Consider the following 18,074-nt stretch of genomic DNA (forward strand, 5'->3'; position numbering starts at 1 on the left):
TTATGAAATGTACAATATCAACCGCTACAAAAACTACAGTCATTGATGAAATAGCAAAAGTTACTGTTCCCACACCATCCGGTCAAATTGAAATTAGACCAGGTCATGCTGAGTATTATGGAGCAACAACCGAAGGTGTGTTGGTGGTAACTGATAAGGATAGTAAAGAAGGGAAGTATAGCCTGGTGTCGGGGATTTGCGCTGTTAAGAAAGATATTATAACTATATTGCAGTAATGTAGCGAAAGTCTACAAAAGTGAAAGCTGAATGTATAAAAAGTTTATAAAAGGAATTGAATAGCTTCTTCCCAGCTTGAAAAGATTTCTTTTGGGTGACCTTTCTTGAGTATATAATCTGGATGATATCCAAAACTAACAGCATATGATACTAACGATACCTTGTTTGCCTCATTCAGATCACCAAGAGTATCAGTAATAAACAATGCTTCTCTCAACCTTATTCCTTCCATTTGTGCCAAATGCTTAAACTTTTCAACTTTAGACTCATGAGTTTCTTTGCCTAGTACATGACCAAAATAGTCTCTTATACCGGCGTCCTCTAGTACTCGACTTATAGCTGATTCAGAATTACTAGACACTATATGCATAGCATATTTTGAGTACAACTTCTCTACATGTGGGAGAAAATTTTTAATGTGGTCGGCTGTTAATCTCTCACTATATTGTTTAAAAAAGGATTCTTTTGTTTCTTTTGTAAAGGAAACGCTAGGGTTTTCATAAACATTTCCCATATGATGATCAATTCTATACCTACTCTCTTGGACCTCTGGGTGCAATTCTTTGATTATTTCGTAATTGAATTCAAACGTATCTCCAATTACGCCATCAAAATCAAAAATCAGTATTTCTTTCTTATTTTTCATAGATATATCTTATGCTCCATCTCGTTTGTAATAGGTTACTGGCAAATATCAAGATTGTAAATGTCAGAAGTGGCATATAGCCATTGAAAATTACTTTTAAAAGCGTGGACAAGTGTATTTTACCCGAGGTTTTATAGCGTACTATATATACAATACTGCTTATGAAAAAAATGTTGGTTGCCTTTGGTTTATTGTGTCTACCATTTTTTGTTTCCGCCCATACCAGATGGTTTGCTGAAGAAGAATTAGAACCGTTCCATACTACCGAACCGACCGTCTTATATTTGGCAGTGTGGGCTGTTATCGCTATTACTATTTTATACATGGCGGTTAAATTTCATGAAAAGGGAATTTTACGCTTGGCTTGGCTAAAACCTAAAAAACCACATGCTTATGAAAGAGCGGCTTCCACCTTTACGATGGTGGCTGGTAGTTTCTTTTTGATTGCTGGGACACATGAATATTTATTTTCCCCAAATCAGTCAATTGAAGCCGGTGTACCGTATTACTTAATAGTAGTGCAGATATTTATAGGTCTAGCGTTTTTATTAGGGATTGCCACTCGGACTTCTGCAATTATCTTGGCTCTGACTTGGTTGTCTACTTTCTATTATCTTGGTTATGTTTCGGCCTTGGAGGATGTTTGGGTTTTGTCCACGGCAATCTTTATAGCGATTATGGGTAATGATTACTTCTCCCTTATTTCGTTTTCGTACTTCAAAAAGGTGTTCAAGCCGTTTAATAGATATGCGTTGTCTATTCTTAGGTTAGGGACTGGTGCGACACTGGTAACTCTTGGTTTTACTGAAAAACTTTTATCACCCGAATTTGGAATGAACTTCTTAAAGTTGCACGACTGGAACTTTATGCAGGCTCTTGGTTTACCATACTCTGATTATTTATTTGTACTTTCGGCTGGTTCGGTTGAAATCTTGCTAGGGCTACTGTTGATTCTCGGTCTGATGACTCGCATAGTGGCTTTGGTAATTGCAATTATATTTACTATACCGCTCTTTATTTTAGGTCCAATTGAGCTGGCTGGCCACTTACCGCACTTTGCCGCTGTAGTTTTGCTTTTGATATTCGGAAGTGGCGGAAGATTTATGTTCTTCCATAGATATAATGATTCCAAGGTTAGGGTTTAGTGCAAGTTAGTACCACCTGGTCAATTTTACGGCTGAAATCTTCGGCTAGGCGGTTTATACTATTACTATGAGTACGAATTATGTTATTTCTAGTAAACCGTTAATTGTGGGCGGTTCAGACCAAAAATATGTTCTGACCATACGTGACTTACCGGCTGATGAGAAACCGCGGGAAAAATTAGTCAAACATGGTCCGTCTGTTTTAACCGCTGTGGAGTTATTGGCAATTGTATTAGGTCAAGGTACAAAAAAAGAAGAGGTTTTTAGTATGGCAAACAGATTGGTGCAAGAATACGGTGAGCGCAATATTTTTACTCAAACAGATGCTAAAACCTTGGCCGAGAACTTAGAGATACCGTTAATAAAAGCACTGCAAATCATCGCTGTTGGTGAACTCGGTAGACGTTTCTTTGAGAAAAAGAAAAACGGAGCAACAGTTATACGAACGGCCAAAGATGTATTTGACTATGTAGCAGATATGCGGGCTTTGCCAAAAGAATATTTACGGGGCATTTATCTAAATAGTCATTATCAGGTAGTGCACGATGAAGTGATTTCTATAGGAACCGTCGACGCCAATATCATTCATCCTCGGGAAGTATTTAGACCGGCTCTTTCTTACTCAGCTTCTGCTCTTATTTTGGTCCACAATCATCCTTCCGGAGTATTATCACCAAGCCAAGAAGATGTATTGGTCACGGCGCAAGTCAAGGAAGCCGGTCAGTTATTGGGGATCGAGCTTATTGATCATGTGATTGTAACGGTCGATGGTTTTAGTAGTATGTTGTCTAAGTAGTATTATGTCTGTTATTGAGAATGACTTTTCTTACCAAATAAAAGTTGCTTATTGGTTGGTTCGTGATGCCGAAAATGAAGAGGATACACGTTTGAATTTTCATGTTAAAAGTGGTGACTATTTTTCTACTCTAGCTACAATACTCGGTTTTATAGAAGAGAAGGTAGGGGAACAAGATTACGGTGGTAGCTTGGACTATGAATTAAACGTATTAAAACGAATGAAGAAAGACTTACTTTATCTGAATGATAATTTTGATATAACACGAAAAAATAACAATAAAGCTGATCTAGAGTAGTGCTATAATTTGTTTATGGAAAGCGTACCTCAGGTGCTAATTGGATTAGTAGCTATCACTCACTTGTACTTTTTTTGGTTTGAGTTTTTTGGGTGGTCAAAAGCCATAACTGTTTTATATAAACAAGAGTTACCCGAAATTTTTCAGTTACCGACTAAAGTATTGATGACAAACCAAGGCTTGTACAACGGTTTTTTAGCGGCCGGTTTGATTTGGACATTTTTTATTTCTGATCCCTTGTGGCACACCAGAATCAGTGTTTTCTTCTTGGTTTGTGTAATCGTGGCGGGGACTTTTGGGGCAATGTCGCTAGGGAAAAGAGTTTTTATGATGCAAGCTCTGCCGGCAATTCTGGCCTTGGCAGCCATCTGGTATCTTTAGTCAAGTTACTTTTATAATGTAAAGTTGACTTTACTTCCTGTACGTAGATGTTTATAATATATACATGAGTGATAAGAATTTAATTTTTATAGTGATACTGGCTGTGGCCGTTATTATAATCATCTGGTTCCTGTCAGCTAAATCACCTGTCAATAATACCAATCCAATGCAAAATATAACTAACAATCAAATAGAAACTCCTACCGATTCTCAGAGCGTTGCCACTGCTACGGCACTGTTGGCTAACGGCTGCTTTTGGTGTGTGGAGCATGATCTAGAGGAAGTGAAGGGAGTTATCAATGTCGAGTCTGGTTATGCTGGTGGGTCAACTGAGAATCCTACTTATGAAAATTACGCTGCTGGTGGACATAGAGAGGTGGTGCTGGTAACTTATGACCCAACCCAGGTTAGCTACGCCAATTTGGTAGAGCATATCCTTAAACACGGCGATCCAACTGATGCTGAAGGGTCTTTTTATGACCGCGGTCCTCAGTACACACCAGCGATTTATTATGAAAACGAAAAGGAAAAAACCACCGCTTTAGCGGTAATTAAAGCAATTGATGGATTGCATGTTTTTGCTGATCCGCTGCCGATTGTTGTTATACCGCGAGTGCAATTTTGGCCAGCAGAAGAATATCATCAGGATTACGCCAAGAAGAATCCTCTTCGTTATAAGTTTTATCGTAGTTCATCAGGCAGGGACAACTTTATCGAAAAGCACTGGGGTGACGCAGCTGGCGAATTTTCGGTGACTGATTTACCAGTAAAGGACAGTGCCAAGGTTATCTACAATGAAAATTACTGGGATGGTTACCAAAAGCCGTCTGAAGCTGAACTGCGTTCCGTGTTGACCGATTTACAGTACAAAGTGACGCAAAAGGAGGGTACTGAGCGACCATTTACTAATGTTTATGATAAGAATTATGAGCAGGGAGTATATGTAGATATTGTGTCGGGCGAACCATTGTTTTTGTCCACTGATAAGTACGACTCCGGTACCGGTTGGCCGTCGTTTGTAAAGCCGATTTCAGATGAGGCGGTTACGCTGGAAGAAGATAATACTTTATTTACTTCGCGCACTGAAGTACGTTCTGCACATGCGGATTCACACCTTGGACACGTGTTTGACGATGGTCCTACTGATCGGGGTGGTAAGCGGTATTGTATGAATTCTGCTGCTTTGAAATTTGTTCCTCTAGCTGATATGGAAAATGAGGGTTATGGGTATTTGTTACCGCTTTTTGAGTAGAGAAAGATAGGGAGGACGGTGAAGGTAAAAAGAGAACCCCACTTTGGATGGGGTTCAGATGGCATTATCTATACTGTCACTCACTTATGACGGTACGGTTTCTACCTGTATTTTTGGCTTTGTATAAAGCTTCGTCTGCTCGTTTGATGACACTATTAACCGTTTCAGTGCTCCTATTGGTTTTTATAAAACTTGCAACCCCACAGCTTATGGTTACTTCGCGTTTGATTTCTGAGCCGTTTAGCCTGGATGTGTCTATCTTGCTTACATCCTGACGAATACGTTCAGCTATTTTGCTGGCAGCTTCGCGATCACCGTCTACAATGACTGCAAATTCTTCACCGCCATAACGAGCAGCTACATCATGATCTCTGATGTTGCTGGTTATACACTTCACAACAGCTTTAATTACCAGATCTCCAAAAGGATGACCAAGAGTGTCGTTTATGGTTTTAAAATTATCTATGTCAACCAGGACTAATGAAGTCGGGCTACCATTACTGTGAAGGTGTTGTGCAAACTCTAACATTTGCTCGTCAAAAAACTTGCGGTTACTCATCTCTGTTAAAGGATCGATTCTCAAGGCTTGTTCAAGCTGCTTTTTTAAATGGATTATTTGAAGCTCCTTAAGAATATCATCCCAGATTTGCCTATTGAGCAGTGGACATTTTGGTTTCACCAGATCTCCATACAATTCTTTCATATAGAGTAGTCTTTGTGTGTACAAATAGTCCACTTCTTCTTTGTTCAAATCACATTTCTGCGCAAATTTATACACTCGCTTGCTAGGATCACCATGACTGATTTTCCTACTACAACCTGATTGGTTCATGAGATCTTCTCCCTGAATGTTTAAGTCCGTTTGGACAATACCATAAATAACATACATTGACTAGAGCTTTTTTGTACCTACAACCAGTTTTCCGACGAAACATTCTCTGCTATGCTTAAGAGTAATTATTAGCATTTATTTAAATGTATGACTAAAAGAAATATTATTATAGTGGCGGCGGTGGTGATTCTGGTTATCGCTTACTTTTTGGTAGTTGGTGCTAACAGAACAGAAAATTTGAGTAACGGTATAAGCGAAGTTGTGACCAAGGAGCAGATGGAGGAAAAGAAAAACTTATTAGGACAAGGTACTTTGAATGATCTTTTAATGCGTAACGAAAACCTAGAGTGTACCATTAAGTATAAAAAAGATGATGTGTCAGCAGGAGTGGTTGAAGGTTCGTACTTTACCAGTCAAGAGCGCTTGCGTGGAGACTTTGTTTTTACTGATTCAGGCATGCAGATTGTTTCATCAATGATCATGAAAGACGGGGTGATGTACACTTGGTCTGAAATCGATGGGCAAAAATATGGGATGAAAATGATGGTTGGTGAGGTTGAAGATAGTGAAGTGGAGACCAGAGAGGCGGTGCCACTTGATAAAAATGTCGAGTATGATTGTCATCCTTGGATGAATGTTGATAGTAGTATCTTTGAAGAGCCTAAAGACATTATTTTTAGAGATTTTGGAGATGTGACGAATACCGGTATGGAGTACGGAAATATCTATAATAATGGTGAGGCGAGCGGTACCATTGATATGGAGGCAATGATGCGGGAGATGGAGATGAGGTATGGTGAGTAAGTAGACCAAAAACGGCCGGCAGCTACGCTGCCGGCCGTTTTTGGTCTACTTCTGATAGGGGTCTTTTTCAGCATAAACAGTAATAGTGCGACGTTTACGAGCTCGACCGCGAAAAGCGTGTTTGTGTGATCGGTAGATTTTGTGAACGATAAATTTCTCAGACAAAAAATTAAGCAACTCTTCCTCGCTGTAGACAAATTCTGCTACACCCATGACTGGGTGGATGTAGGTTCCTTCTTCGGTGGCGGCGTGATCTTTTAAGAGGCGACGGGTATGGAGGTCGTCGTCTTTAAGAAAAGTTTTCATAAAGAGATAACCGCCCGGCTTAAGGCTTCGGTGGATTTCGTCCCGTAAGGTTAGTCTTTCTGCCTGATTAAGAAAGTGTGAAGTCATCATATCAAGTGCCAAGTCTTGTGATTCTGGTTCAATTTCCAGTGCTCCGGCGATACTACGTGCTTTGTAGCTCAGCGGCAGTCCTTTTGAAGCAGCTACCGCTTGGGAAATAGCAGCGGCTGATACGTCATAGCCAATACCTTTGCAGCCAAAGGTTTGTGATAGGTAGATGAGGTTACGGCCATTACCACAGCCAACATCAAGTACGCTAGCTTCAGGACCTAAAATGTCCATCCTGTTTCTCCTGTCCAGCCAACGAGTGAATTTTTCCAAATCGGCACTTGGTTTGGTGGAGAGCTTAAGGTGCTCCGGTTTGCTGTATTCGGAATCCCAAAAGGTGGCGCCGTGCTGCTTGCGCTTTTTCTTGCGGGTAAAGTTAGGTTTGATAGCCATTTGTAGGGTATTAGAACACAAAAAACGTTTTTCATAAAGGGATTACACAAGTGAGATGTAAAACTACCAAGGATATTTGTTAATTGTGACGTTAAGCAAATTGGTGGATATTAAAAATTACGGCCCTAAAAGTATAATTTTTTAGGACCGAATTAAGCAATTAGAATAATAAATCATGTGGTATAAAGCCACTTTCTCTCTATATTGTAAGCAGCAATAAGGGACATGCACATAAGTAAACCCGTTTGTGGGCTAACTGCTCCATAGTTAATGTGTATCCAGTTAGTTAGAAACATAATGGTAATTAATATGGCTTGTCCCGAAATCATTAGCTTAATAGCATGCGAGGGGGGGTTTACCGTAAGGATAAATATGCCTTGTGCAATAATCAATCCGCATGACAACGCAAGCGCTGCCTGAAATGATTCAGAAACTACGCTGGTGCCTGTTCCTAGTAATAATCCTATAACCACCATCTGCATGAAAGGGCGTGCAAATATAAAGAACAATTTTGGTTTCATTAATTATTTCTCCTCAGAAGAATTAATTGGACATTTCACATTTAACCAGCTATTAACACTCGTGTCAACCTCAACTTTTTGTTTTTAAATAAGTGTAAGAGAACCATTTTGCAATCTCCACAATTACTACATTTAGTAGTATCCACACGATTACAAATAATAACCAAGGTAAGGTTAGAGCACTGGTATCAAAGATGTTTTGGAAGAATGGTATGTATAGCGTCATTATCAACAGAGATAGTCCTCCTATTACTCCCAATAACAGTATTTTATTTTCAGTTAGTGAATACTTATAAATCGGTAGTTCTAAATTTCTAAAAGAAAAAGCGATAAGTAATATATACGAACCAAAACAAGCAAAGATAACATTTTGAGCGGTCTCTAATGGAACATCAAAGTCCAGTAAGGCGACATATAAGAAGAAAAGTAAGGTGGAGGTGAAAACTCCAACACCGATGGTTAAAAATTTAACCGATGAGTCAAAGAAGGTTTTGTTTGGCCTGTCTTTAGTTACAGCCTGTTTATCAAAAGCGTAGGCAATGGATGGAATGCTACCAGTAAATAGGTTGACCCATATGATCTGAATGGCCGACAAGGGCATGGCTAAGCCGGCAATAATGGCTCCGCCGATTAAGAACACCTCATCTAAGGAATTGGACATAAGATAGACAAAAATTTTACGGATATTTTGGAGCATTCTTTTGCCTTCTTCTATCGTAGCAACAATGGTTTTGAAGTTGTCATCAAGTAAGACTAGGTCAGCTGTACTTTTGGCCACGTCACTGCCGGAACCGACCGCAATCCCGATGTTGGCGGCTTTAAGTGATGGTGTATCGTTTACACCGTCGCCGGTCATGGCAACAATTTCGCAACGGGCTTGGTAGAGTTTGGTAATGCGAAGTTTGTCCTCCGGCGCTACTCGAGCAAAGATCTTTACGTGATCAAGGGCAGCAGTCAGTTCTTCGTCGTTCATTTGTTTTACTTGACTACCAGTCAAGATACTATGCTCTCCAACTTCCCAATTTAAGTCCTTGGCTACACTAAGGGCGGTGCCGGGCAGGTCTCCGGTGGCCATAACTACTTTAACTCCGTATGAATCAATCTTCTTCAAGGCGTCCAAGACTTCTGGTCTGATTGGGTCGTAAAAACACACTACTCCAACAAAGGTAACGTCGGTAACGTCTTTTGGTGTAATTTCTGAATCAGTATCTTTGGGTGACATTAGTCCAATTCCCAGGACACGGCGCCCGTTTTGGCTAAGCTGTTCAATCACCTCGCTGGTTTTTTGATGTTCGTCACTGTCTAGACTGGAATGATTTAACAAGACGTCTGGTGCTCCTAAGATTACGTGCGGATTTTGTATATTTTTAAAATTCTTTGGGAGAAAGTGGGTGGATATGCTATTTACAGAAAACTTGTATTTTGAACTAAACGGTATAACGACTTTTATTTCACTTTTTTCCTTCTGTTTAAATCTGATCCCGTGCATCGCGGCACTCTGGACGATGTTTTTCTCTAAAATTGATCCCGTTATTACCCAGTCTTTGGGGTGTAGATCTTCGTCCTCGATAACTACATCAGTGCTACATAGAGCTAGGGTCAGCAACTCTTTCTGATTTTCTGAGTATCTCTCTCTGGTACCGGTGAATATAGGTTTTGCTACCAGATCCTCCTGACCGATAATATCAACCAGCTCCATCTTAGCTTGAGTTAAGGTGCCGGTCTTGTCGGTCATGATTAGGGTGGTTGAGCCTAGGGTCTCGGCGGCGGTTAGGCTGCGCATGATGCCGCGTTTTTTGGCAATTTGTTCAACACCAATGGCTAAAACGGCCGTAAGGCCAATCGGTAAGGATTCTGGGACGGCTCCAACGATGATCGCTATTGATATCAGGAGCATGTCAATAACTGGTTGTTCCTGAAGCAGGCCGAGGATAAAAACCAGCAATACTACCGCTAAAATAACTACCACAATCACCTTGGTTAGTTTTTCCATCGCTATTTGGAGTGGAGTCTTTTCGGTTACGGTGGTGGCTACCAGTTTGGCCAATTTACCGATCTCGGTTTGGTTACCGGTCGCGGTAACAATAGCATAAGCTGAACCAACAACCGCCAAGGTTCCAGCGTAGATCATGTTTGTCCGGTCGGCCAGTAAAGTGGTTTCTGAGATTGTTTCAATTGATTTGGCTTCTGGTATAGATTCGCCAGTTAGTAGCGATTCGTCTACGGTCAGACCGTTTTCCTTAATAATGCGGGCGTCAGCTGTGATACGGGTTCCTCGGGTAATATGTATTAGGTCACCAGGCACTAAGAGTCTGGCGTCAACCTCGCTTTCTTTTCCGTCTCTAATTACTCTGGCTCGGTCCAAAATATATGATTTTAAATCAGCAATAGCCCGTTCGGCTTTGTATTCCTGAAAAAATCCCAAAATAGTATTTACTACAATTGCAAAAGATATAACCAGCGCGTCTGCCCATTCGTTCAGGGTAACGGTTAGGGCCACCGCTATTAACAAGACGATTATCAGGGCATTATTAAATTGGTGAAAAAAAATCTTAAGAGCCCCACGAGTATTATCGTCGGTAAAAATATTATCCCCATATAGAGATAGGCGGTCTTCGGCTTTTTGGCTGGTTAAGCCAAGGGTTTGGTCGGTACTTAGCTCCTTGGCTAGTTGTGTACTGTCTTTTACCCAAGGGTTTATTAACTGGTTCATAGCCATGATCTTAGTTTAACAAAAAAACCAATAATAAGTACTTTATTTTAGTACTATATGTGGTTTTCTCGTTTGGTGTAGTCCTTATATGCTACAATTATGGCTATATGAAAAATCCGTGGGTAATAATTGGAGTAATTGTATTAGTATTAGTAGGAGGTTTATTCTTGTATTCTGGCAGTAATGGAGAAAAAAATAATGAAGGAGTCGATGCTACCAAGGTCTACACTAAAGGTAATCCAGAGGCATCGGTAAGACTGGTCGAATACAGCGATTTTCAGTGCCCGGCCTGTGGCGCTTGGCACCCAATCATTAAAGAGGTTTTAAGTAATGTTCAGGAAGACGTCGTCTTTGAGTACAAGCATTTCCCTTTACCAATGCATGGATTTGCTGAGGCGGCCGCTAGGGCAGCCGAAGCTGCTGGACAGCAAGGTAAGTTTTACGAATACCATGATCTTTTGTTCGAAAACCAGTCAATCTGGTCGACCAGTGGTAATCCCACATCAATGTTTATCAAATATGCTGAAGAGCTTGGTTTAGATATAGACACATTTAAGCGTCAGATGAAGTCGTCGCTGTTGGTGGACAAAATTGCAAATGATGTTAAGGAAGGACATGAGCTTGGGATCACTGGAACACCAACTTTCTTTATTAATGGTGAAAGGGTGGTATTTGGTCCTAATATGACCACCGGAGAAGCGGTCAATCAGCTTTATCAACAAATATCCAATGCCGCTAATCCAGAGGTGCAATTTGAATTAAATCTACCGAATTTACCTGAAAATACCAATTAATTTGTCAAGACTTGATTTTTGTTCATTTTTGTTCTTTTAAAATTATCTGACAAAAAATGTAGTATGCTGTTTATTCAAAATTTATTAACGGCGAAGATAAGATTTTAGATTATTTATATCTAAACTTTATGCAAGAAGAAAACATTCAAGACGATACGTCACCAAAGTCAAAACCAGAAAAAAATATTTTGGTGTACGTTATGAGTATCCCGCCGGGAACAATCAAGAGTATACGTGAATACGAAAAAGTAGCCGGTAGCAAATTTAGGGTAATGCTGCTTTGGGATTCAAGGGTTAGGGGATTGCCGGAAAGGCTCGAGGTGATTAAGGATCTAGATCTAAGTTTAAGCTGTGACTTAGGAAAATCGGACGAAATAGCCAAGGCCCTTTTGCCTTATCAGGACGAACTCCTGGCTATAACTTGCAGACAAGAACAGAGTATAGCTAGATTTGCTGAGGTTATACCTCATGTACCTTACCTATCTACGCCAACCACAGAATCATTGCGTTGGGCCAGTGATAAGTACATGATGCGAAAGCGGTTACAAATTTTTGATCCCAAAATTAACCCTAAGTTTACCTTGGTAAAAAACAACACCAAGAAAGAGCGAGAACGAATAGTTAAGAGTATCGGTTTTCCTATGATGATTAAGCCGACTAACATGGCCGGTAGTCTTTTGGTGTCCATTTGTTACCACGAGGAGGATTTAGAAAAATCTTTACGCACCACCTTCAAAAAGTTACGAAAAGCCTACGCTTTGGATAAGCGAGTGGAGGAGCCAAAACTTATTGCTGAAGAATATATGGACGGCGATATGTATTCAGTTGACTCTTATGTTGGTCCTCGAGGTGGTATTGAGCATTGCCCGTTGGTTAAGGTTGTGACTGGTAAAAAAATTGGACACGATGATTTTTATGGCTATCTTCAGATTACTCCACCGGTGTTCAAAAAAGAGACGATTGAAAAAGCCGAATTGGTTACCAAAAAAGCTATCCACGCACTGGGACTTAGAAACACTATGACTCACACTGAGTTGATGAAAATTGATGATGAATGGAAGGTGGTGGAGATTGGGGCTCGTATGGGCGGTTTTAGACATCTGCTACACAGTTTGACCTGTAATATTGACCACTCTCTAAATGATATCTTAACTAGAATTCCGCAGAAAGTGACCGTTTCTAAAAAATGCAACAGTTATGCCTGTGCCATGAAGTGGTTTGCCAGTGAAGAGGGTAAAATAACCGAAATGAAAGGCATTAAGAAGATTGAGCAATTACAATCATTCCATAGTATAGATGTAAATAAGAAAATCGGTGATCGAGCGGTTTTTGCTAGAAATGGTGGGCGTTCTGTCTTTAATCTTATCTTGCATAATGCTGACCGGTCTAAACTTCTGTCTGATATCAGACGAGTAGAACAATTAGTGGAGATAAAAGTCTCTTCGCGCAAGAAAGGTGGGGAAGCCGCTAAACAATAGTACCTATATCTGGTAAGATGGTGGTAAGTATGATGCGCACTCGTGATTTTTTGCTGTTTCTACTGTCGGCCGGATTTTTGGTGTTGGCGATTTTAATTACAGCGAAGGATGATGAGACTAATCAGGAACCGGTAAAGTTGTTTGAAGATGGTGTAGAGGAGACTATCTATTCAGCAACGGTTGATGCATTTTCAGAATTAAATCGTGCCGAAAATTTGGCTCACATGCGAGAGAAATTGGCTGAAAATGGAGTTAGTCAGCAGGTGGCATCCGCCATATCAGCTACCTTGGAGACTTCAACTGATTTGCCGCTAATAGACAATGTGGATTTGGAGGATGAGGTTGCTGATGAGAACGAGCCGCTTTTATGTGCAAATTATCATACTGCAGCGCCACTTTGGACACCACAAGGTTTGTCATTTGAGGTGGTCGAAGGAGCGCGCATCTTGTATCGTCATAATGATATAGCTACTTCAGGAAATCAGCTTAATGGTGAGATGGTTTTACAGCTACCTCTTAGATCTACAGCACAATCTGCTCCCAGTTGTATATCAACTGACGTGGTTGGTGTAGCTCTTGATGGGTCGTTGATAAGAAACAACGAGCAGAATTTGTACTCTATTTTTGGTGCTGATTCACTAATCGGCTATGCTCTTGATGGGTTTCCAATTTATGGTTTAAATGAGACAGTTAAAGCCGATCGTTGTGGTGGCCTTGGTGTAGGTGGTCAGTACCGGTATTACTTATCATCGGAACGTACTAGTGTGCTAGGTTGTTTTGCTGGTGTGCCGGTTAATCTATAATAAACATGCCTACCCTTATTTTTGATATTGAAACAGTGGGAGAGAACTGGAGTGGCTTAGATGAAACAACTAAATCCGTTTTAACACACTGGCTGGATAAGACCAGTCGCACGACTGAAGAAAAAGAACTAATGCTTAAGGATATTAAGTCAGGGCTGGGCTTTTCACCTTTGACGGGCTTTGTGGTAGCGATTGGCCTTTATGATTTGGAGAGACGGCAAGGGGTGGTCTACTACACTGGATCAGGCGAAGAAATTGATGAAGAAATTGATGGCTATGTCTACAAACAACGAACTGAGAGTGAGATGATTAGTGAATTTTGGGATGGAGCTAAACATTATGATACTTTCGTTACTTTCAACGGCCGTTCGTTTGATGTTCCTTTTTTGCTACATCGTTCAGTGGTGCATAGCGTTAAGCCGACTAAAAATTTAATGGAGGGACGATATCCAAATCAGCAAAAAAGTTGTCGACATGTTGATCTGCAGGATGAGCTAACTTTTTTTGGGGCGATGTATCGTCGGCCAAGTTTGCATCTTTTCTGTCGTGCTTATGGGATAGATAGTCCAAAGGCAGAGGTGAGCGGTGATGATGTCGCGGAACTTTTTCTGGGAAAAAAGTTCCGCGACATCGCTCTATACAACGCCCGCGATGTAGTAGCAACTACTGCTCTTTACGAAAAATGGCACGATTACCTGCGGTTTGATACTGAGGAAAAGATTGATTTTTGAGTAATATTGTGGTTTTATTTAATTAGCTTACTTATATTTATAGAACATTACATTAATGGTGGGGGGTAAATATGTTCTTTTCCAAAATTACAAATTTTTTCAGGCCATGGTGGGAAGTAGTTGATCGTGACGAAGTTTCTGAGCAGTATGGAATAAAGATAACGGGTGATCCGACTGCTTGGCCCAAATGGATTTTAATTTTATGGCGCTTTCAGCACAAGTGGTGTATCTTCGAAGTTGAAAATAATGATGAATCATACTGGGTTTATTTTGTAGATAGAAAAACTAGTATGATGTATCGAAAGGAGATAATTGGCAAATATTTTGCTGCTCGTATACCAAAACAAGACATTAGGTTTGTGGCGGTTAACACTTTTAATCTAGAATGTTCGTTTAAGATAAGAGTTGTCGAGACTTGTCTCAGTTATTTGGAGGTCCACGATCATAAATCAGATTTTCCTGGGCTTGAGCTCATTTAATTTTTAACTGCCTGTTTGAGAAAGCTGTGTGTTAACTCATACAGCTTTTTGTTATACTTATTCTACTATGGCTGAAAAAAAATTTCCCGAAGGATTTTATTGGGGCGCGGCTACTTCCGCTTTTCAGGTTGAAGGTGGAATTGAAAATGTTGATTGGTCTAAAGCTGCCAAAGAAGGTAGGGTACCGGTCTGTGGCAGAGCTTGTGATCATTATCATCGCTATGAAGAGGACTTTGATATTGCTAAAGAACTGGGTCATACCGCTCATCGTTTTTCAGTTGAATGGGCGAGGATTGAGCCGGAAGAAGGAAAATTTAATGAAGAAACTATCCTGCATTACCGGAAGGTTTTGGAAGCGCTGCATAAGCGTGGAATTAAACCGTTTATTACTCTGTGGCACTTTACTTTACCGCTTTGGTTTTCTGAATCAGGGGGTTTTGAGCGTAAGGATGCCCCTGAAATATTTGCTCGTTATTCAGCCTTTGTAGTATCAGGTCTTGGTGATCTTTGTGGACACTTTTCAACCATGAATGAGCCAAATGTTTTTGGTAGTAATGGTTGGCTTAGAGGTTCCTGGCCACCTTTTAAACGTTTCTCTCTGACTGATATGGTGGCGATAACCAATTCGGGTCGCCAGCATGAAGCTAAAGCCAGTAAAGGTATTAAACCTTTGTTTTTGTATTTTAAAGTGATGAAAAACTTGGCTGATGCACACAATCTGGCTTATCAAGAGATAAAAAAAACTTCGCCACAAACTGAAGTTAGTGTTGTTAAGCACGTTATAGTTTTTGACGCTAATTGGAATCCTTTTAATAAACTGGCAGCTAAATTCGCTAATTATATTTGGACGCACAAGTTTATGAAGCGTGTATATAAACACTGCGATTCCATAGGTTTGAATTATTATTTTTATACTCAATTTGGAGATAAAAGACAATGGCGAAAGACAGATATGGATTGGAATTTTGCACCGGAAAGGATTTATGATGCTTTGATTATGCTTAGTCGATACAATAAGCCATTGTTTATTTCTGAAGCTGGGTTGGCCGATGCGTCTGATTCAGGTCGAGAGGAGTATATAACAAAGCAAGTAGCAGCTACTTGGCAAGCCATTCAAGAAGAGGTAGATGTTCGTGGTCATTTATATTGGTCACTCTTAGATAATTACGAGTGGGCGCTGGGCTTTGGAAAAAGATTTGGTCTTGTTGAAGTTAATTACGATACGCTAGAGAGAAAAATCCGACCATCCGCCTACGTGTATAAGAAAATCTGTGAGGAAAATGGGGTGGTAGAATAAAGTCATGTCATGGATATTGTTGGCTACTATTGGGCAATTTATCAACGCCATTGTAGCCTTTTTGGACAAATACATAGTGTCAGATGAAAAGGCTTTACCGCGTCCGTTTGTGTACGCTTTTTATTCCTGTCTTTTGACCGGTTCTTGGCTTTTGGTGTTTTTTGCCGGCTACATTCCGGTTTTGACTGCTATGGGTATACCGACTTTTGAAAATATCCAAAAACCAACCATACAAGTGGTCGGGATGTCGACTTTAGCGGCCTATACGTTCTTTATGGCTCTGGTGTCGCTTTACGATGCTTTAAAACAAAATGAAGCAGTTAATGTAATGCCGGTAGTTGGTGCAGTGTCGGCCCTTATGACTTTTGCTATGAGCTATCTGTTTTTGGGTACGGGTTTATCTCCTAATTTTATGTGGGGTGTATTGGTATTGGCTCTTGGTACTTCTTTGGTTACCCAAAGCATGCCCAAGCAGAGCACTATCTTAATTGTTTTTCACAGTGGTCTGTTTTTTGCTCTACATTTCATCGCCATGAAGGGGCTTTTTCTGGAAACAAGCTTTGATGATGGTTTCTTTTGGTCTAGAGTTGCTCTCGTATTATTTGCTCTATCACTACTTTTGGTACCGGTCTATTACGAAAAGGTTAAGGAGCACACGAAAGGAACTAGTCCAAAAACTGGCTTCTTAATCATATTCGCTAAAATTTTAGCCGGTATTGCTGCTTTTTTACTTCTAAAAGCCACAGATCTCGGTGATGTGACGGTGGTGCAGGCTCTGGATGGGCTTAAGTTTGTCTTTATTTTACTCATTACCTTATTCTTTGGTTCACTCATGCCACAAACCTGTGTCAAGGTTGATACTCGGCCGCGAAGAGTGTTTCGTCAGGTGTTGTATGTCATGGTGATTACTGTTGGTTATTTCATTTTGTTTTTATAGATAGGTTATGTATTGGTTTAAAAAAGCAGCTCTCATCTTAGTGTTCATTGTTTCCTTTTTGGCGTTACTTACGCTCTTCCTGTCTTACGAAAAGAAGCCTGAAACCATTACTTATGGTATGTCGTTTAATGTTCTTTATGCGAAAGAGCTCGGTCTTGATTGGCAGGAAACATATGATGCGATTTTAGACGACTTAGGGGTTAGACATCTGCGGTTGGCAGCCCACTGGCCGATGGTGGAACCGATTAGGGGTGAATATAACTTTACCGAACTGGATTATCAGTTAGCTAGAGCAAAGGAAGTAGGAGCCGATGTTATTTTAGCGGTTGGACGACGGTTGCCACGCTGGCCAGAGTGTCATGTACCAAATTGGGCGAAGCCGCTTGATCTTGAAGAAAGAAATGCCGAACAGCTGGAATACATGAGGCAAGTAATAGAAAGATATAAAGACGACCCGACCATAAAGTACTGGCAGGTTGAAAACGAACCCTTTTTGGAGTTATTTGCTTATGAGTTTTGTGGCAAGCTTGATGTCGGGTTTTTAGAAGAAGAGATTGCCTTAGTGCATGAACTTGATCCGACTAGACAAGTCATTGTGACTGATAGTGGAAACTTGGGTATGTGGAGTGGTGCTTACAAGCGGGGCGATATTTTCGGCACCAGTGTCTATGTGCATTTTTGGAATCCTGAACTTGGTCAATTTCGGACTTTGCAGCCAGCTTGGGTTTACCGAGTCAAAAATAATTGGAACGCTATGATTTATGGAGAAAAACAAACGTTCTTGATTGAATTATCGGTGGAGCCATGGTTGGTAGCACCGATCTCTGATGTTCCTATTGAAACACAGTTTTCGCGTATGGATTTAGAAAAATTTGAAGATATCTTAAAATATGCTGAATCTACTAGATTTGATAAACAATATCTTTGGGGTGCAGAATGGTGGTATTGGCTTAAAACCAAAAAACGTCCTGAAATGTGGGAACGAGGACAGGAGTTATTTCTGAAAGAAAATTAAAAACCTTGCGTACAACTAAGTTACAAGCTAAATAATTTAAATATATGCAATTACGACAAATCTTTCTTACTATTTTAGTTAGTAGTTTGGTAACCTCCCTGATTTTGATCGGGTATGAATCTAGGTCAA

General features: G+C 40.4%; 19 protein-coding genes. 15 read left to right on the top strand and 4 right to left on the bottom strand.

Going from position 1 to position 18,074, the window contains the following annotated elements:
* Positions 1-2: 2 nt before the first annotated feature.
* On the top strand, positions 3-236 hold the full coding sequence (locus tag H6779_05135) for a hypothetical protein (GenBank protein ID USN87752.1): 234 nt from the start codon (positions 3-5) through the stop codon (positions 234-236).
* Between the two features lie 44 nt (positions 237-280).
* On the opposite strand, the gene H6779_05140 is transcribed toward H6779_05135, so the two are convergent.
* Positions 281-883 carry an HAD-IA family hydrolase gene (locus H6779_05140; protein USN87753.1) on the bottom strand — a complete coding sequence of 201 codons (603 nt, stop codon included), beginning with the start codon at positions 881-883 and terminating at the stop codon, positions 281-283.
* 161 nt (positions 884-1,044) lie between these two features.
* On the opposite strand from H6779_05140, the gene H6779_05145 reads away from it, so the two are divergent.
* The 5 genes from H6779_05145 (at position 1,045) to msrB (ending at position 4,755) form a co-directional block, all read left to right on the top strand.
* Complete coding sequence (locus H6779_05145) at positions 1,045-2,028, top strand: DoxX family membrane protein (GenBank protein USN87754.1); 984 nt, start codon at positions 1,045-1,047, stop codon at positions 2,026-2,028.
* Positions 2,029-2,095: 67 nt separating this feature from the next.
* Positions 2,096-2,824, top strand: a complete 729-nt coding sequence (gene radC / locus H6779_05150; GenBank protein USN87755.1) for a DNA repair protein RadC — start codon at positions 2,096-2,098, stop codon at positions 2,822-2,824.
* Positions 2,825-2,828: 4 nt separating this feature from the next.
* Positions 2,829-3,122, top strand: a complete 294-nt coding sequence (locus H6779_05155) for a hypothetical protein (GenBank protein ID USN87756.1) — start codon at positions 2,829-2,831, stop codon at positions 3,120-3,122.
* Positions 3,123-3,137: 15 nt separating this feature from the next.
* Complete coding sequence (locus tag H6779_05160; protein USN87757.1) at positions 3,138-3,503, top strand: DUF1304 domain-containing protein; 366 nt, start codon at positions 3,138-3,140, stop codon at positions 3,501-3,503.
* 64 nt (positions 3,504-3,567) lie between these two features.
* Entirely contained in the window at positions 3,568-4,755 is a 1,188-nt protein-coding gene (gene msrB / locus H6779_05165) for a peptide-methionine (R)-S-oxide reductase MsrB (protein USN87758.1), read from the top strand.
* Between the two features lie 76 nt (positions 4,756-4,831).
* On the opposite strand, the gene H6779_05170 is transcribed toward msrB, so the two are convergent.
* Positions 4,832-5,644, bottom strand: a complete 813-nt coding sequence (locus H6779_05170) for a GGDEF domain-containing protein (GenBank protein ID USN87759.1) — start codon at positions 5,642-5,644, stop codon at positions 4,832-4,834.
* 90 nt (positions 5,645-5,734) lie between these two features.
* On the opposite strand from H6779_05170, the gene H6779_05175 reads away from it, so the two are divergent.
* Entirely contained in the window at positions 5,735-6,391 is a 657-nt protein-coding gene (locus H6779_05175; protein ID USN87760.1) for a hypothetical protein, read from the top strand.
* Positions 6,392-6,436: 45 nt separating this feature from the next.
* On the opposite strand, the gene H6779_05180 is transcribed toward H6779_05175, so the two are convergent.
* Positions 6,437-7,177 (bottom strand): class I SAM-dependent methyltransferase, encoded by a 741-nt coding sequence (locus H6779_05180; GenBank protein ID USN87761.1) that lies wholly within the window; start codon positions 7,175-7,177, stop codon positions 6,437-6,439.
* A gap of 591 nt (positions 7,178-7,768) precedes the next feature.
* The gene (locus H6779_05185; protein USN87762.1) at positions 7,769-10,411 is read right to left on the bottom strand and encodes an HAD-IC family P-type ATPase; all 2,643 of its coding nucleotides are present in this window, start codon (positions 10,409-10,411) and stop codon (positions 7,769-7,771) included.
* Positions 10,412-10,518: 107 nt separating this feature from the next.
* Here H6779_05185 and H6779_05190 point away from each other — a divergent pair, with 107 nt between their 5' ends.
* The 8 genes from H6779_05190 to H6779_05225 all read left to right on the top strand — a co-directional run bounded on the left by H6779_05190 (position 10,519) and on the right by H6779_05225 (position 17,945).
* Complete coding sequence (locus tag H6779_05190; protein ID USN87763.1) at positions 10,519-11,205, top strand: thioredoxin domain-containing protein; 687 nt, start codon at positions 10,519-10,521, stop codon at positions 11,203-11,205.
* Positions 11,206-11,333: 128 nt separating this feature from the next.
* The gene (locus H6779_05195; protein ID USN87764.1) at positions 11,334-12,683 is read left to right on the top strand and encodes an ATP-grasp domain-containing protein; all 1,350 of its coding nucleotides are present in this window, start codon (positions 11,334-11,336) and stop codon (positions 12,681-12,683) included.
* 29 nt (positions 12,684-12,712) lie between these two features.
* Positions 12,713-13,486, top strand: a complete 774-nt coding sequence (locus H6779_05200; GenBank protein USN87765.1) for a hypothetical protein — start codon at positions 12,713-12,715, stop codon at positions 13,484-13,486.
* Positions 13,487-13,491: 5 nt separating this feature from the next.
* The gene (locus H6779_05205; GenBank protein USN87766.1) at positions 13,492-14,217 is read left to right on the top strand and encodes a ribonuclease H-like domain-containing protein; all 726 of its coding nucleotides are present in this window, start codon (positions 13,492-13,494) and stop codon (positions 14,215-14,217) included.
* A 71-nt stretch (positions 14,218-14,288) separates the two neighbouring features.
* Positions 14,289-14,696 carry a hypothetical protein gene (locus H6779_05210; protein USN87767.1) on the top strand — a complete coding sequence of 136 codons (408 nt, stop codon included), beginning with the start codon at positions 14,289-14,291 and terminating at the stop codon, positions 14,694-14,696.
* A 67-nt stretch (positions 14,697-14,763) separates the two neighbouring features.
* Positions 14,764-15,993 carry a glycoside hydrolase family 1 protein gene (locus H6779_05215; protein ID USN87768.1) on the top strand — a complete coding sequence of 410 codons (1,230 nt, stop codon included), beginning with the start codon at positions 14,764-14,766 and terminating at the stop codon, positions 15,991-15,993.
* Between the two features lie 4 nt (positions 15,994-15,997).
* On the top strand, positions 15,998-16,930 hold the full coding sequence (locus H6779_05220; GenBank protein USN87769.1) for a hypothetical protein: 933 nt from the start codon (positions 15,998-16,000) through the stop codon (positions 16,928-16,930).
* Positions 16,931-16,937: 7 nt separating this feature from the next.
* Positions 16,938-17,945 (top strand): beta-galactosidase, encoded by a 1,008-nt coding sequence (locus H6779_05225; protein USN87770.1) that lies wholly within the window; start codon positions 16,938-16,940, stop codon positions 17,943-17,945.
* Positions 17,946-18,074 lie beyond the last annotated feature (129 nt).

Source organism: Candidatus Nomurabacteria bacterium (assembly GCA_023898525.1).
GTDB lineage: Bacteria > Patescibacteriota > Minisyncoccia > Phycocordibacterales > UBA918 > OLB19.